The organism is Gluconacetobacter tumulicola (assembly GCF_014174215.1).
Taxonomy (GTDB): domain Bacteria; phylum Pseudomonadota; class Alphaproteobacteria; order Acetobacterales; family Acetobacteraceae; genus Gluconacetobacter; species Gluconacetobacter tumulicola.
On the sequence record NZ_JABEQL010000006.1, the window covers coordinates 158,468 to 174,285 of the forward strand.

Genomic DNA, 15,818 nt, shown 5'->3' on the forward strand with positions numbered 1-15,818 from the left:
CGGATCGCACCGCGCGCACATGTTCAGTCAGACTCTGGACAAGGGCGGGTGGGACGCGCATCTGTGGCCGCCGTCCGTGTGGCGTTGCGGGCGATGACGCGGGACCGAGAGCATGAATTTCCAGAAACGCCTTCTGCGCGCCGAGCCCAATTTCCGTATCCTGGCCAAGCTGTGGCAGGTCAATTGGCTGTATGTGCTGCTGATCTGCGCGTTGGCCATGGTGGGGTATGGCGCGCTTTATTCCGCCGCCGGCGGGTCATCCCATCCGTTTGCGGGGCCGCAGACCATCCGCTTCGCCATCGGTCTGGTGATGATGGTCTGCGTGGCGCTGATGAGTCCGCGTGTGCTGACGCGTCTGGCGTGGCCGCTTTATGGCCTGTCGCTGGTGCTGTTGGTCGCCGTGCTGCGCATGGGGCATGTCGGCAAGGGGGCGGAGCGATGGCTGATCGTCGGTGGCGTGCAGCTTCAGCCGTCCGAACTGGCCAAGATCGCGCTGGTGCTGGTGCTGGCGACCTGGTTCCATCGTGTCAGCTACCGGCGCATGGTCAATCCGCTCTATCTGCTGCCGCCCGCCGCCATGGTGCTGCTGCCGGTGGGGCTGGTGCTGAAGGAGCCCAATCTGGGCACGGCCGTCATCATTGGCGTGGTGGGTGCCACCATCTTCTTCGGCGCGGGGATGCGGCTGTGGCAGATCGCGCTGCTGCTGTTGCCGCTGCCCTTTCTGGGCAAGTTTGCCTACAGCCATCTGCATGATTACCAGAAGGCGCGCATTACTACCTTCCTGAATCCGGAAAGCGATCCGCTTGGGGCGGGTTATAATATCATCCAGTCGAAGATTGCGCTCGGTTCGGGGGGTATGTGGGGGCAGGGCTATCTGCACGGCACGCAGGGCCAGCTGAACTTCCTGCCTGAAAAGCAGACCGACTTCATCTTCACCATGATCGCCGAGGAATGGGGCTATGTCGGCGGGATTGCGGTGATCGGGCTGCTGATGCTGATGGTGATCGGCGGCATGCTGATTGCCATGCGCAGCCGCAACCAGTTCGGACGGTTGCTGGGGTTGGGGATCGCGACCAATTTCTTCCTGTATTGTGCGGTCAACCTGTCGATGGTGATGGGGACGATCCCCGTTGGTGGCGTGCCGTTGCCGCTGATTTCCTATGGTGGGTCGGCCATGTTGACGGTGATGTTCGGTTTCGGCCTGCTGATGTCGGCCTGGGTGCACCGCAACGACCATTTTGGCGAGGCCGGGGACAGGTCGTGACCGGTCTGCGGCCGGTCGATGCCGCGACCGCGCTTGCATATCGGCGGAGCCTGTATCGTGCGGGCGGGATATCTGTGCGGGTCGGACAGCGCCCGGTGCGGGACGATCCGACGCTGCCCGCATGGTGGCGGCGCGGTGACGTGGTATTCGTCAGCGCCGCCAATCCGGGTGGTCGCCGCCGGCCGGATGGCTGGAACCTGCGGCGAATGCGGGCACTGGCCGCATGTCTGGCGGGATGCGAAATCCGGGAAGGTGAGGGGCGGCTGGGACAGTGGGCTGAGCCGCTGTTCGCCGTGCGTCTGCCGCTGGCACGCGGACGGGTGATCGCTCGGCGCTTTAGGCAGAATGCCGTTCTGCTGGTGCGGGAGGGGAGGCCGGCACGGCTGGTGTTTCTTGAAGCGCCGCACCCGGCGCGGCGGCCGGGTGGGGATGGACTCAGCCTTCGATCTGGCTGAAATCCGCGATCAGCACCATCATGCGCCGGAGTTCGGCCAGCAGGCGCAGCCGGTTCAGGCGCAGATCGGCGCGGTCAGCGTTGACCGTGACCGCTTCGAAGAATCGGTCCAGGGCCGGCCGCAGGCGGGCGGCTTCGCGCATGGCGTCGGTATAGCGCTCATTGGAGATTGCGGCCTCGACTGCGGGGGTGACCTCCAGCAGCATGTTGGCCAGGTCGCGTTCCTCGGGCTGCTCGTACAGCGTCGGGTCGGGCGTGCCGTCATGCGGGCCGTCCTTGCGGTCTTCGATCCGCAGGATGTTGGCGGCGCGCTTGGTCGCCGCCAGCAGGTTTTGCCCGTCATCAGTAGCCAGCATGGCGGCCAGTACGTCGGTGCGGGTCAGCAGGCGGGTGATGTCGCTGTCCTCGTTTCCGCTGGAAATCGCGGCCAGGATATCATGGCGGGCACCTTCGGCGCGCAACTGGACCCGGAGCCGCTCGGCCACGAAGCCGGGCAGCAGTGCCAGGTCCGGCGCGTCGCGCAGGGTCTCGGGCAGGGTCTCGGCCGCCAGCACGAACAGCCGGACAAGATCCAGCCGTAGCGCGTTTTCGCGGATGATGCGGATGATGCCCAGGGCGGCACGGCGCAGCGCGTAGGGATCGCCCGATCCGCCGGGTTTTTCGCCCGCCGCGAAGAAGGCGGTCAGGCTGTCGATCTTATCGGCCAGTGCCACCGCGATCGAGACCGGGGCCGTCGGCACGCCGTCGGTCTGGCCGCGTGGCATGTAATGTTCGGCGATGGCCGTGGCGACGCTGGCGGGCTCGCCATCATGGCGGGCGTAATACGATCCCATCACGCCCTGAAGCTCGGGGAACTCGCCCACCATGCCGGTGGTCAGGTCGGCCTTGGCCAGCAAGGCAGCGCGTTCGGCCTCGGCGATCGGGGCGCCGACCATCGGCGCCAACAGGCCGGCCAGACGGACGATGCGCTGCACGCGTTCGCCCTGGCTGCCGAGGGCGGCGTGAAAGATGATGGCATCCAGCGCCCCGATCCGGCTGGCGAGGGGGCGGGCGCGGTCCAGGTCCCAGAAATGACGGGCGTCGGCGAAGCGGGCGCGCAGCACGCGTTCATTGCCCGCGATGGTCAGCGCGCCGCCATCCTCGGGTTGCAGATTGGCGACGAAGGCGAAGCGCGGCGCGGCCGAGCCGTCATCGCGGACCAGGGCGAAATAGCGCTGGTTGACGCGCATCGATACCTGCATGACCTCCGGCGGCAGATCCATGAAGGTTTCGTCGATCCGGCCGAGGAACGGCACGGGCCACTCGGTCAGGCCCGCGACCTCGTCCACCAGGCCCGGGTCGGCGACGATGCGCAGCCCTTCCTCGGCAGCGAGGCGGGCGGTGCCGTCCTCGATCAGGGCGCGGCGCTCGGCTGCGTCTACCAGAACCTGCCGGGCGCGCAGGCCTTCGCGCCAGTCGGCCGCGCCGGTCACGGCGAAGGCGCCGGGCGCGGTGAAGCGGTGGCCCTCGGTCAGCCGGTCGGCGTGCAGGCCGTGACCGTCATCCTCGTCCTTGGCCAGGGTGACATAGACCACCTCGCCATCCAACAGGCACAGGATGCGGCGAAGCGGCCGGACCCAGGTGAAGGCGCTGCCGTCGCCCCAGCGCATGGATTTGGGCCAGGGGAAGCGGCGCAGCAGGGGCGGCAGGATCTCGGCGATGCGGGTCGCCGCCTCGACCGGCGGGACGGTGCGGTTCAGCACCCAGAAGCCATTCTCCAGCACCAGATCGTCCTGGGTGACGCCATGCTTGCGGGTGAAGCCGGCCAGCGCCTTTTCGGGCGCGCCTTCGCGCGGGCCGCGTTCGGCGATGGTGGTGCCGGGTACGGTGCCGTCCAGCGTCAGGGTCAGGGCGATGCGGCGGGGGCCGGCGAAGGCGGTGGCGTTGCGCGGGTTCAGCGGCGCCAGGGCCTCGGTGACCAGGCGCAGCAGGTCGTCCGCCCCGCGGGCCTGCATGCGGGCGGGAATTTCCTCGGAAAACAGTTCGAGCAGAAGTTCGGGCATGACTTATTCCTCGCCGGCCAGCCATGCGTCGCAGCAGCGACGGGCCAGGGCCCGCACGCGGCCGATATAGGATGCGCGTTCGCTGACGCTGATCACGCCGCGCGCATCCAGCAGGTTGAACAGGTGGCTGGCCTTCAGGCACTGATCGTAGGCGGGCTGGGCGATACCGGCTTCGGCCAGGGAAGTGGCCTCGCGTTCGGCATCGATGAAATGGCGATGCAGCATTTCGGTGTCGGCCAATTCGAAATTATGGCGCGAATAATCCTGCTCGGCGCGCAGGAAGACGTCGCCATAGGTCAGGCCCTGGCCGTTGAAGTCGAGGTCGTAGACATTTTCGACCCCCTGGACGTACATCGCCAGCCGCTCCAGCCCGTAGGTCAGTTCGGTGGAGGGAAGCACGGTGGGAATGCCGCCGACCTGCTGGAAATAGGTGAACTGAGTCACCTCCATGCCGTCGCACCAGACTTCCCAGCCCAGCCCCCAGGCGCCGATCGTGGGGTTTTCCCAATCGTCCTCGACGAAGCGGATATCATGTTCCAGCGGGTCGATGCCGATGGCGCGGTAGCTGTCCAGCAGTAGTTTCTGGCTTTCCTCGGGCGTCGGCTTCAGCAGGACCTGGTACTGGTAGTAATGTTGCAGCCGGTTCGGATTTTCCCCGTAACGCCCATCGGAGGGCCGGCGGCAGGGCTGGACGTAGGCTGCTTTCCACGGCCGTTTGCCCAGCGCGCGCAGGGTGGTGTGCGGCGAGAGCGTGCCGGCCCCGACTTCGGTATCGTACGGTTGCAGGATGGCGCAGCCCTGTGCGGACCAAAATCGATGCAGTGTCAGGATCAGGTCCTGGAAGGACAGGGGACGCGCGGCAGGGGCACGGGGGCGAGGCGCGGAGGCCGGGACCATGGACAGGGATGCTCCGGGTAAGCGATGGAAAACGCATGCCATCCGGCACGCACAGGGGGCGCACCATACAGGTATGACGCGCGGATCGAAAGGCGGCGCGTGGCGTGACGGGCCGGGGTTGCGAAATCCATGCACGCGGGCCACATCTAGGTTTGGCACTCTTGTCGGAGACAGGACGGAAAGATGAATACCGAAGAACGCGACCTGATCACGAAGTTCGTCGCCCGTGTGGGGGGCGCACCGCAGGGGGGCTTCGGCAGCGTACCTGCGACGACGCCCAACCTGCCGCCGATCGACCCGGAGGCCGACCAGTATATCGGCCAGATGTTCCAGCAATATCCCGAGGCCCGCTATCGCGTGACCCAGATGGCGGTGGTGCAGGAAGCGGCGCTGGTGGCGGCGCAGAATCGTATCCAGCAATTGCAGTGGCAGCTTCAGCAGGCGCAGCAGGCCCTGGAGGCGCAGCAGCAGCGTCCCGCGGGTGGCGGCGGGGGTCTGTTTGGCGGGCTGTTCGGTGGTGGACAGCGGGCGCAGGCGGCGCCTCCGCCGGGTTGGGGGCAGCAGGCGGCTCCGCCGCCGCCCCAGCCGCAGCAGGGCTATCCGATGGGCATGCAGCCGGGGATGTTTCCGGCGCGTGGAAGCGGTTTCCTTGGGTCGGCCCTGACGACGGCGGCTGGTGTCGCGGGTGGCATGATGGTGGGCAACGCCCTGACCGACCTGTTCAGCGGCCATCACGACGGCGGGGGCTTCGGTGGGGGCGGAATGGGTGGCGAGACGGTCATCAACAATAATTACGGGGCTGCGCCGGGGGGTGATCCCTTTGGTGGTGCTGGGACCGATGTCGATCCGGGCTTCGATGCCGGTGGCGGCGGCGATGGCGGTTTCGGCGGCGACTGGGGTGGCGGCGGCGACGACAATTTCTGAGGCGAGCCAGCTTCGGCGATGATGGAAAGGCGGCCTGAAACGGCCGCCTTTTTCATGTCCGCGACTGGATTGTCGCCCTTGTCTCACTTTGCCGTGAGATGGATTGATATCAAACATGAATGAGTGTTATTCAGAACTCGGCCACTAAGGCCATTTCCTCTGTGTCGTCTCATCCGCGGGAAACCGGGGCCGAAAGGCCCCGGTTTTTCCGTTTGAGGATCGGGTTCCGGCCTCAATCATTCGGGAGGGCGAAACATTACGGTTTTTGAAGCGTTGCTGATGTCAGGCCACAACGTTTCGAGAATGGAGAGGCCCTATGTCCATTACCGACTCCGCCACGACGCTTGGCGATTTCCTGACCGGTGCCCGTTACGATCATTCGGGGCTGGTCAGTGCGGTTCATGAATATCTGGATGGCGTGAAGCGCGAATACGGGCCGAACGGCTTTGCCGAGCGCGCGGCAGCCGCGGGCTATGGCGATATCGTTGCGCGCTGGAAGGCCGATGACACGGCCGGCCCGATGACCGAAGACATGCTGCGCACATTGATTGCGCAACGCGATCTGGAGCTTTTCGCGGAACAGACGGGCCTGTCGGTGCCGGCTGTCGTCACGATCCTGGCGCGCCAGCTGCCGATCGTGATCTACAAGCGGGCGCATGCGGTCGAGCCGCACTGACTTGACAGCGTGAACCGGTACGGGCGGGGTGATGGGGACGGCGAGGAAGGGAAAACGGCGTGCTGATTCGTGCCGGTTATGACATCGCCCTGACGGTCCAGGCCCCGACCCCCATGGTGCTGATGCTTGAGGTCCATCCGGATCGCGAGCCGGACCTGATGACGCCCCAGACCCCGGTCTTCGATCCACCCGTGCCGACGCAGCGCTATCTGGACGGATTCGGCAATCGCTGCACCCGGCTGGTGGCGCCCATCGGTACCTTGCGGACCAGCCTGTCCTTCGTCATTGCCGATAGCGGCCTGCCCGATCGGTGGATGCCCGGGGCGCCGGAGGTGCCCGTGGCGGACCTGCCGGCGGATTGCCTGGTGTTCCTGATGGGCAGCCGGTATTGCGAGACCGATCTTCTGTCCTCCATCGCCTGGTCGATGTTCGGCCATCTGACGCCGGGGTGGGGGCGGGTGCAGGCCATCGTCTCGTTCGTGCACCAGCATATCCGCTTCGATTACCAGCAGGCGCGCCCGACCCGCACGGCCTATGAGGCCTATCAGGAGGGGGTGGGCGTGTGCCGCGACTATGCCCATCTGGCGGTGACGCTCTGCCGCTGCATGAATATCCCCGCGCGCTACTGCACCGGCTATCTGGGCGATATCGGGATTCCGCCGGTCGATTATCCGATGGATTTCTCGGCGTGGTTCGAAGTCTGGCTGGAAGGCCAGTGGTTCACCTTCGACGCGCGGCATAATATGCCCCGGATCGGCCGGATTGTGATGGCCAGGGGTCGGGATGCGACGGATGTGGCGCTGACGACGACCTTCGGTCCGGCGGGACTGTCCAACTTTTTCGTGACGACTTATGAGGAAATCGGCTGAGAAGCCGAGCTGGCCCCTGGAATTGGTGAGCCGGGTGGGACTCGAACCCACGACCATTCGATTAAAAGTCGAATGCTCTACCGACTGAGCTACCGGCTCACCGGGACCGCGTAGCGGTGCGGCCCCGGGTACCGGCTTCAGCCGGTCAAGTCAACCGTCAAAGGCGGTGACGTGGCGCGGTTTGTCGATCAGGCCGCGACGGGGCGCATGGAAATGATGCGATCCGGGTCCTGCACCACGCCGCTCTGGCCGGCGCCGCGCTTGATCTGGTCGATATGTTCCATGCCTTCGACCACCTGGCCGACGATGGTGTACTGGCCGTCCAGATGCGGCGAGGGCTCGAACATGATGAAGAACTGGCTGTTCGCGCTGTCGGGATTCATGGTGCGGGCCATGCCGACGGTCCCGCGCTCGAACTTCGCGGCGCGCGTGAATTCGGCCTTCAGGTCGGGCAGGTGACTGCCGCTGGTGCCGGTGCCCGTCGGGTCGCCGCCCTGCGCCATGAAGCCGTGGATGACGCGGTGGAAGGGCGTGTTGTCGTAGAAGCCTTCGGCGGCCAGCGTGCGAATCCGCTCGGCAGCCAGCGGCGCCAGGTCGGGGCGGAGCTGGATGATCACATGGCCGGTCTTCAGTTCCACGTCGATCAGGTCGGCCTTCGGTGCGGTGTCAGACATCGTTCGTATTCCAGTTTGCTTGCGTGTCGCGCGGCATGGATGCCGTGCGACCGGCGTTATCCCCCCAGCCGCGCCATGATGCGCTGGCGGGTGAAGGGGGGGACGAAGCTGGTGATGTCGCCGCCCAGGCGTGCGACCTCCTTCACCAGCCGCGAAGAAATATATTGGCTGCGTTCGGTAGCCATCAGGAACACCGTCTCGATATCCGGGGCCAGATGATGGTTCATGCCGAACATCTGGACCTCGTAATCGAAATCGGTGACCACGCGCAGCCCCCGCACGATCACGGTGGCGCCATGACGGCGCGCCTCCTCGACCAGCAGGTTGCTGAAGCCGATGACCTGGATCAGGGCTCCGGTCCGTTCGGCGATGGATCGGGTTTCCTCGACGGCGCAGGTGATGCGTTCGTCCAGCGGCATCAATGGCTGCTTGCCGGAATTTTCCGCCACCCCGATGATCAGCCGGTCCACCAGCCGCGCCGCACGCTCGACGATATCCAGGTGACCGGTGGTCACCGGGTCGAACGTGCCGGGGTAGAATCCCGTGCGCGGCCCGCCATCAGGCATCGGGGGCCTCCTGCGGAGCGGCGTCTTCGTCCGTGGCGTTGTCCCCGTCATTGCCCTCGTCGTCATCGTCTTCCATGACGGGGAAGACGCTGATGACGTGTTCGGTCGCATCCAGCCTGAACAGCGTCACGCCGCTGGCCTGCCGCGACATGACGCGGATCTGGTCGACCGGCACGCGGATCAGGCGGCCGGCATCGGTGACCAGCATCACGTCGGTCCCGCCGATGACCGGCAGGGTGGCGACGACCTCGTTCCCGCGCTTGCCGGATGTGAAGTTCATGTTGGAGATGCCCTGGCCGCCGCGACCGGTCACGCGGTAATCGTAAGCCGACGAGCGGCGTCCGAAGCCCGCGTTGCTGACGATCAGCAGGATTTCCTCGGCCAGTTCCAGTTCGGCGAACCGTTCCGGGTCGATCACCGAGTCGGCGGGCAGCGCCTCTTCATCGGAGGAGTCGGCAGAGGCGTCGGCCGCGACATCCTCGGCCTCGTCGCCGCCCTGGCTGGCTGCGAGTTCGGCCCGGCGGCGGGCATTGGCCATGCGCAGATACGATGCGCGTTCCTCGACCGTCGCCTCGACATGGTTCAGGACGCACAGGCTGTTGACCTCGTCCCCTTCGCCCAGGCGGATGCCGCGCACGCCCGAACTGTCACGCCCGGCAAAGACGCGCAGCGTGTCGTCGGTGATCTGGAAGCGGATGCAGCGGGCCTTGCGCGTGGCCAGGAACACATCCTGCCCTTCGCGGCAGGTCGCGACGCCGATCAGCCGGTCGCCCTCGTCCAGCTTCATCGCGATCAGGCCGGAGGCGCGGATATTGCGGAAATCGCTCAGCCGGTTGCGGCGCACCGTGCCGGACGCGGTGGCGAAGACCAAGTGCAGGTTCTCCCACAATGTCTCGTCCTGCGGCAGGGGCAGGACGGCGGTGATCGAATCGCCGCCCAGGTCGGGCAGCAGATTGATCAGCGCCCTTCCCTTGGCCGTCGGGCTGGCCTCGGGCAGGCGCCAGACCTTCTCGCGATAGGCCTTGCCGCCCGACGAGAAGAACAGCACCCATTGATGGGTGTGGGCGTTGAACGAGCGCACCACGATGTCGTCGCCGCGTCGGCCGGCGGCGGTGCGGCCGCGCCCGCCGCGATTCTGCGCGCGGAAGATTTCCAGCGGCGTGCGCTTGATGAAGCCCTCGCGCGTGATCGTTACCACCATCTGGCCGGGTTCGATCAGGCTTTCGTCCGTCTGGTCGCCGGCATAATCGGCGATCTCGGTCAGGCGCGGGGTGGCCAGTTCGGCGCGGATCGCCACCAGTTCCTCGCGCATCACTTCCATGCGGCGGGGGCGGCTGGCGATGATGGCCAGGAGTTCGTTGATCTTCTCCGCGACCTCGGAGAGTTCCTGCTGGATCTTCTCGCGCTCCAGCCCGGTCAGGCGTTGCAGGCGCAGTTCCAGGATGCCGCGGGCCTGGGCCTCGGTCAGGTGGACCTTGCCGTCGACGATGACGTTGCCTTCGTCGAGGATCAGCGCCAGCAGCGGTTCGACATCGGCGGCGTCCCATGCCGTGGTCATCAGCGCTTCGCGGGCGCTGGCGGCGTCGGGGGCGGCACGGATCAGCGCGATCACGGCGTCGATATTCGCCACCGCGATCACCAGGCCCACCAGCAGATGGGCGCGGTCGCGCGCCTTCATCAGGTCGTAGCGCGCGCGGCGCAGGATCACCTCCTCGCGGAAGGTGATGAAGGCGTCCAGCACGTCCTTCAGCCCCATCAGACGGGGCTGGCCGTTATCCAGCGCCAGCATGTTGACCCCGAACGAGGTCTGGAGCTGGGTGAAGCGGTAGAGCTGGTTCAGCACCACTTCCGGCGTGGCGTCGCGCTTGACCTCAATGACGATGCGCATGCCCGACCGGTCGCTTTCGTCGCGGATGTCGGAAATGCCTTCGATCTGCTTGGCGCGCACCAGGTCGGCGATGCGCTCCTGCAGGGTCGATTTGTTCACCTGGTACGGGATCTCGGTGATGATGATCGCGTGGCGGTCGCGGTGCAGGTCCTCGATCTCGGCGCGGGCGCGGATGATGACGGAGCCGCGCCCGGTCTCGAACGCGCTGCGGATGCCCGCGCGGCCCAGGATGATGCCACCGGTCGGGAAATCCGGCCCCGGCACGATCTTCATCAGGTCTTCGAGCGTCAGGTCCGGCTGGGCGATCAGGGCCAGCGTGGCGTCGATGATCTCGCCCGGATTGTGGGTCGGGATATTGGTCGCCATGCCGACCGCGATGCCGGAGGCACCGTTGATCAGCAGGTTGGGGAAGGCGGCGGGCAGGATCTTGGGTTCCTGCTCGCTTTCATCGTAGTTCGGCTGGAAATCGACGGTGTCGCGGTCGATATCGTCCAGCAGGAAGGACGAGGCCTTGGCCAGGCGCGCTTCGGTATAGCGCATCGCCGCTGGGGAATCGCCGTCGACCGAGCCGAAATTGCCCTGGCCGTCGATCAGCTTCACGCGCATCGACCAGGATTGCGCCATGCGGACCATGGCGTCGTAGATCGAGGAATCGCCGTGGGGATGGTATTTACCCATCACGTCACCGACCGCGCGGGCCGATTTGCGATAGGGCTTGTCGTGCGTGAACCCGCTTTCGCGCATCGAATAGAGGATGCGCCGATGCACCGGCTTCAGCCCGTCCCGCACGTCCGGCAGGGCGCGGCTGACGATGACCGACATCGCATAGGCGAGGTAGGAGGAGCGCATTTCCTCCTCGACGGTTACCGGAACGATGTCGGAGGGGGCCGGCGGCTGCGGCGAGTCGGGAATCTCGGTCAAGGCATATCCGTCATGTCAGTGCCATCTCTCTCGCGCCGGGCGCGCCGAATGGCGGGAACTGGTCCGGGTCCGGCGCCGGTGGAGGCATCCACCCTAGCATAGACTGCCGGCCGGGAAAAAACCGCGCCCCGGCCCGGGCCGACAGGGGCCGGGGCCGGGAGGAAGGCCGCCTTAGAACGGAATTTCGTCGTCCAGGTCGCTGCCGCCGCCATGGGGCGCATCCCAGCCGCCGCCTGCCGGTGCGGCAGGGGCGCTATGGCCGCCTGCGCCGCCGCGCGCGCCGCCGATCTGGCGGGGAGCGGAGGGGGCTCCGTATCCGCCGCCACCTCCACCGCCACCGTAACCACCGCCGCTATAGCCGCCGCCGGCATCATCGCCGGATTCGCCGCCGCGGTTGCTGTCCAGCAGGACCAGGTCGCCACGGAAACGGTCCACCACCACTTCGGTCGTGTAGCGTTCCTGCCCGGACTGGTCGGTCCATTTGCGGGTCTGGAGCGAGCCTTCCAGATAGACCTTGCGGCCCTTGCGCAGGAAACGCTCGGCCACGTCGGCAATGCGTTCGTTGAAGATCACGACGCGGTGCCATTCGGTCTTCTCGCGCCGCTCGCCCGATGCCTTGTCGTTCCAGGTGTCGCTGGTGGCCAGAGTCAGCGACACGATCTTGGCGCCGTTCTGGCTGTTCCTGACTTCCGGGTCCTTCCCCAGATTGCCCACGAGGATGACCTTGTTGACGCTACCCGCCATAGTGCTGCCCTGCCGCTGTCCGGTCCGGGGCCGCGCATTCGGGCGCCGCCCCATCAAAAAAAACCGTCCACCCGGACCGGTGCGGTGGGGGACGGGACTCAGGTGCGATCCTAACCCAGATGGGCGCCCGATGATACCGGCATGTACCGCGCCCTTTTCGCGTGGGTATGTCGAGGCTGCTTTTTCAAATGGACGGATCTTGGCGGCGGCGATGGAACGCGGCAGAACAGAGTATGAACGAATCAGCCCGGCGCGCGCCGGAGCAGAACGGAGAGCGGACATCATGGCGAATCGATCCGGCCCGGTCGCGGCCGAGCCGACAGAATCGATCGGGATGCGCGATGCGCCGGCCATCCGGGTGCGCGGCGCGCGGGCGCATAACCTGAAGAATGTCGATGTCGAGATTCCGCGCGACGCGCTGACGGTGGTGACCGGCCTGTCGGGCTCGGGCAAATCGTCGCTGGCGTTCGATACCATCTATGCCGAGGGCCAGCGGCGCTATGTCGAGAGCCTGTCGGCCTATGCGCGGCAGTTCCTGGAGCTGATGGGCAAGCCGGACGTGGACGCGATCGAGGGCCTGTCGCCCGCGATTTCCATCGAGCAGAAGACGACCTCGAAAAATCCGCGCTCGACCGTCGGCACGATTACCGAGATCCATGATTACATGCGCCTGCTGTGGGCGCGGGCGGGGGTGCCCTATTCGCCGGCCACCGGCCTGCCGATCGAGGCGCAGACCGTCAGCCAGATGGTCGATCGGGTGATGGCGATGCCCGAAGGGACCCGGCTGATGCTGCTGGCGCCCGTGGTGCGGGACCGCAAGGGCGAGTGCCGCAAGGAACTGGCGGAATTGCAGCGCAAGGGCTTTGCGCGGGTGAAGGTGGACGGCGAACTGTATGAGATCGCCGATGTGCCGGACCTGAACCGCAAGCTGCGCCATACGGTCGAGGCGGTGGTGGATCGCGTGGTGGTGCGGTCGGGCGTGGAATCCCGGCTGGCCGACAGTTTCGAGACCGCGCTGGGGCTCTCCGACGGGCTGGTCTATGCCGAGGAAGTGGTGCGCGACGGGGCGGAGGCGCCGCCGCATGTGGTGTTTTCCTCGCGGTTTGCCTGTCCGGTCAGCGGCTTTACGCTGGAGGAGATCGAGCCCCGGCTGTTCTCGTTCAATGCGCCGCAGGGGGCGTGCCCGGCCTGTGACGGGATCGGGACCGAGACCTTCTTCGACCCGCATCTGATCGTGCCGGACGAATCGCTGTCGCTGGCGGCAGGGGCCATTGCGCCGTGGCGCAATACGCAGACCCCCTATTACCAGCAGACTCTGGAAAGCCTGGCCGCCCATTACGGCGTGAAGATGGACACGCCGTGGCGTGACCTGCCGGCAGGAGTACGCGCGGTGATCATGGAAGGGGGGGCGGATGAGGTGACTTTCCAGTACCGCGACGGCCGCAAGAGCTACAGCCTGACCAAGCGGTTCGAGGGGGTGGAGGCCAATCTGCGCCGCCGCATGGCCGAGACCGACAGCGTGTGGGTGCGCGAGGAACTGTCGCGCTACCAGTCCGACAAGCCGTGCCATGTCTGCCATGGCGCGCGGCTGCGGCCGGAGGCGCTGTCGGTGCGGGTGGCGAACCGCACCATCGCCCAGGCTTCCGACCTGCCGATCCGCCGGGCGCTGGAATGGTTCGGCACCGTGGAGGCGACGCTGACGCCGCAGCGCGCCGAAATCGCGCGCCGCATCCTGCGCGAGATCCTGGACCGGCTGCGCTTCCTGGACGATGTGGGCCTGGATTATCTGACGCTGTCGCGCGGGTCGGCCACCCTGTCGGGGGGAGAAAGCCAGCGGATACGGCTGGCCAGCCAGATCGGGTCGGGCCTGACGGGCGTGCTGTATGTTCTGGACGAGCCCTCGATCGGGCTGCACCAGCGCGACAATGAGCGGCTGTTGGGCACGTTGCAGCGGCTGAAGCGGCTGGGGAATACGCTGATCGTCGTGGAGCATGACGAGGATGCGATCCGCTCGGCCGACTGGCTGATCGATATGGGGCCGGGGGCGGGGGTCAATGGCGGCCATGTGGTGGCCATCGGCACGCCCGCGCAGGTGGCGGCCGATCCGGCGAGCCTGACGGGGGATTATCTGTCGGGCCGCAAACAGATCGCGGTGCCGGAGAAGCGCCGCCCGGTGGACCCCAAGCGGATGCTGGTACTGGAAGGGGCCAGCGGCAATAATCTGCACGATGTGACCGCGCGCTTTCCGCTGGGCACCTTTACCTGCGTGACCGGTGTGTCGGGCGGGGGCAAGTCGACGCTGGTGATCGACACGCTGTACAAGGCGCTGTCGCGGCAATTGATGGGGTCGGGGCAGAATCCGGCGCCCTATCGCCGGATCGCCGGGCTGGAGCAACTGGACAAGATCATCGACATCGACCAGTCGCCGATCGGCCGCACGCCGCGTTCGAACCCCGCGACCTATACCGACCTGTTCGCGCCGATCCGCGACTGGTTCGCCGAACTGCCGGAGAGCAAGGCGCGGGGCTACAAGCCCGGCCGGTTCTCGTTCAACGTCAAGGGCGGGCGGTGCGAGGCCTGCCAGGGCGACGGCGTGCTGAAGATCGAGATGCACTTCCTGCCCGACGTGTTCGTGACCTGCGATACCTGCAAGGGTGCGCGCTATAATCGCGAGACGCTGGACGTGAAATTCCGCGGCAAGTCGATCGCCGACGTGCTGGCGATGACGGTGGACGAGGCGCTGCCATATTTCTCCGCCGTGCCGCGCATCCGCGACCGGCTGGCCATCCTGCAGCAGGTCGGGCTGGGTTATGTCGCCCTGGGCCAGCAGGCGACCACGCTTTCGGGCGGCGAGGCGCAGCGCGTGAAACTGTCCAAGGAACTGGCGCGCCGGGCCACCGGCCGCACGCTGTATATTCTGGACGAACCGACGACCGGGCTGCATTCCGAGGATGTGCGCAAGTTGCTGGACGTGCTGCACGCGCTGGTGGACCAGGGGAATACGGTGCTGGTGATCGAGCATAATCTGGACGTCATCAAGACGGCGGACTGGGTGCTGGATATGGGGCCGGAAGGGGGCGATGGCGGTGGCCGGATCGTCGCCGAGGGCACGCCCGAGGAGATTGTGGCCTGTGCCGAAAGCCATACCGGGCGCTTCCTGGCGCCGCTTCTGCCGGCGCCGTCGAAGGGGCGAAGACGGCGCGCGAAGGGCTGAGTTTTCCCCGCTGCGAGAAGCTTATGTGAAAGAGGTGAAAAAAAACGTGTCCGGGGGGTAAAAATGCTTGCGTTGCCAGGGGGAAGGCCTTATCAGCGGCCCCTCTTGGCCCAAGGGGGCGATCCCGCCCAACAGGCTGTCTACTGGTTTGGGGGTACGTGATGAACGCACTTGCTCAGCTGGGGATGGTCTCGGAACTCCCGAGCAATATCCAGATGTCTTCAGCTCCGTCCTCGGTTGACGAGGAGCGGAAGGATTACTTCGTCGAGCGCGACGGGATGAAGTTTGCGGGAACGCATCTTCTTGTCGATCTCTGGGAGGCTCGGAATCTTGACGATCCGGAGCAGATCGACCGTACGCTGTGCGAAGCGGCGGTGACGGCCGGGGCGACGATCCTGCACAGCCATTTCCACCATTTCACGCCCAATGGCGGCGTGTCGGGCGTGGTGGTGCTGGCCGAGAGCCACATCTCGATCCACACGTGGCCGGAGCGGAATTTCGCCGCCGTCGACATCTTCATGTGCGGCGCGTGCGATCCGCACCTGGCGATCCCGGTGATGCAGCGCCTGTTCCAGGCGGGCCGGGTGGTCGTGGACGAGCAGCGTCGCGGCCGGGTCGGCTGATGGCGAGGGTGCCGGCATGGCCCGGCACCTGTCCGTCCTGCGTGGCATGATGCCGCGCGAGA

General features: G+C 66.4%; 13 protein-coding genes and 1 tRNA gene. 7 read left to right on the plus strand and 7 right to left on the minus strand.

The features are described from left to right. Positions 1–112: 112 nt before the first annotated feature. Together rodA and HLH29_RS06690 are read left to right on the plus strand one after the other, a co-directional pair. Complete coding sequence (gene rodA / locus HLH29_RS06685; RefSeq protein WP_182965166.1) at positions 113–1,264, plus strand: rod shape-determining protein RodA; 1,152 nt, start codon at positions 113–115, stop codon at positions 1,262–1,264. Next, positions 1,261–1,719 (plus strand): DUF3293 domain-containing protein, encoded by a 459-nt coding sequence (locus HLH29_RS06690; RefSeq protein WP_182965167.1) that lies wholly within the window; start codon positions 1,261–1,263, stop codon positions 1,717–1,719. Before rodA ends, HLH29_RS06690 begins: the two co-directional genes overlap by 4 nt. Here the strand turns inward: HLH29_RS06690 and glyS are convergent. Next, positions 1,700–3,760, minus strand: coding sequence for a glycine--tRNA ligase subunit beta (glyS, locus tag HLH29_RS06695; RefSeq protein WP_182965168.1), 2,061 nt, complete (start codon positions 3,758–3,760; stop codon positions 1,700–1,702). The two genes, HLH29_RS06690 and glyS, sit on opposite strands and share 20 nt — an antisense overlap. A 3-nt stretch (positions 3,761–3,763) precedes the next feature. Then, positions 3,764–4,657 carry a glycine--tRNA ligase subunit alpha gene (locus HLH29_RS06700; RefSeq protein WP_182965169.1) on the minus strand — a complete coding sequence of 298 codons (894 nt, stop codon included), beginning with the start codon at positions 4,655–4,657 and terminating at the stop codon, positions 3,764–3,766. A 183-nt stretch (positions 4,658–4,840) separates the two neighbouring features. On the opposite strand from HLH29_RS06700, the gene HLH29_RS06705 reads away from it, so the two are divergent. The 3 genes from HLH29_RS06705 (at position 4,841) to HLH29_RS06715 (ending at position 7,126) form a co-directional block, all read left to right on the plus strand. Next, positions 4,841–5,581: a DUF2076 domain-containing protein gene (locus HLH29_RS06705; RefSeq protein ID WP_182965170.1), complete on the plus strand. Its 741-nt coding sequence runs from the start codon at positions 4,841–4,843 to the stop codon at positions 5,579–5,581. Between the two features lie 316 nt (positions 5,582–5,897). Next, a complete protein-coding gene (locus HLH29_RS06710; RefSeq protein WP_182965171.1) occupies positions 5,898–6,257 on the plus strand; it encodes a YidB family protein in 360 nt (119 codons plus the stop codon). A gap of 59 nt (positions 6,258–6,316) precedes the next feature. Next, positions 6,317–7,126 carry a transglutaminase domain-containing protein gene (locus HLH29_RS06715; protein ID WP_182965172.1) on the plus strand — a complete coding sequence of 270 codons (810 nt, stop codon included), beginning with the start codon at positions 6,317–6,319 and terminating at the stop codon, positions 7,124–7,126. Between the two features lie 23 nt (positions 7,127–7,149). Here the strand turns inward: HLH29_RS06715 and HLH29_RS06720 are convergent. The 5 genes from HLH29_RS06720 to ssb all read right to left on the minus strand — a co-directional run bounded on the left by HLH29_RS06720 (position 7,150) and on the right by ssb (position 11,919). Beyond that, positions 7,150–7,225, minus strand: a tRNA-Lys gene (locus tag HLH29_RS06720). 89 nt (positions 7,226–7,314) lie between these two features. Further along, positions 7,315–7,800 carry a peptidylprolyl isomerase gene (locus HLH29_RS06725; protein ID WP_182965173.1) on the minus strand — a complete coding sequence of 162 codons (486 nt, stop codon included), beginning with the start codon at positions 7,798–7,800 and terminating at the stop codon, positions 7,315–7,317. Between the two features lie 56 nt (positions 7,801–7,856). Then, positions 7,857–8,366: a pantetheine-phosphate adenylyltransferase gene (coaD, locus tag HLH29_RS06730; RefSeq protein WP_182965174.1), complete on the minus strand. Its 510-nt coding sequence runs from the start codon at positions 8,364–8,366 to the stop codon at positions 7,857–7,859. Next, entirely contained in the window at positions 8,359–11,175 is a 2,817-nt protein-coding gene (gene gyrA / locus HLH29_RS06735; RefSeq protein ID WP_182965175.1) for a DNA gyrase subunit A, read from the minus strand. Before gyrA ends, coaD begins: the two co-directional genes overlap by 8 nt. Positions 11,176–11,346: 171 nt before the next feature. Further along, complete coding sequence (ssb, locus tag HLH29_RS06740; RefSeq protein WP_182965176.1) at positions 11,347–11,919, minus strand: single-stranded DNA-binding protein; 573 nt, start codon at positions 11,917–11,919, stop codon at positions 11,347–11,349. Positions 11,920–12,253: 334 nt separating this feature from the next. Between ssb and uvrA the strand changes: the two genes are divergently transcribed. After that, a complete protein-coding gene (gene uvrA, locus HLH29_RS06745; RefSeq protein ID WP_182965219.1) occupies positions 12,254–15,133 on the plus strand; it encodes an excinuclease ABC subunit UvrA in 2,880 nt (959 codons plus the stop codon). A gap of 161 nt (positions 15,134–15,294) precedes the next feature. Next, on the plus strand, positions 15,295–15,756 hold the full coding sequence (gene speD / locus HLH29_RS06750) for an adenosylmethionine decarboxylase (RefSeq protein ID WP_182965177.1): 462 nt from the start codon (positions 15,295–15,297) through the stop codon (positions 15,754–15,756). Positions 15,757–15,818 lie beyond the last annotated feature (62 nt).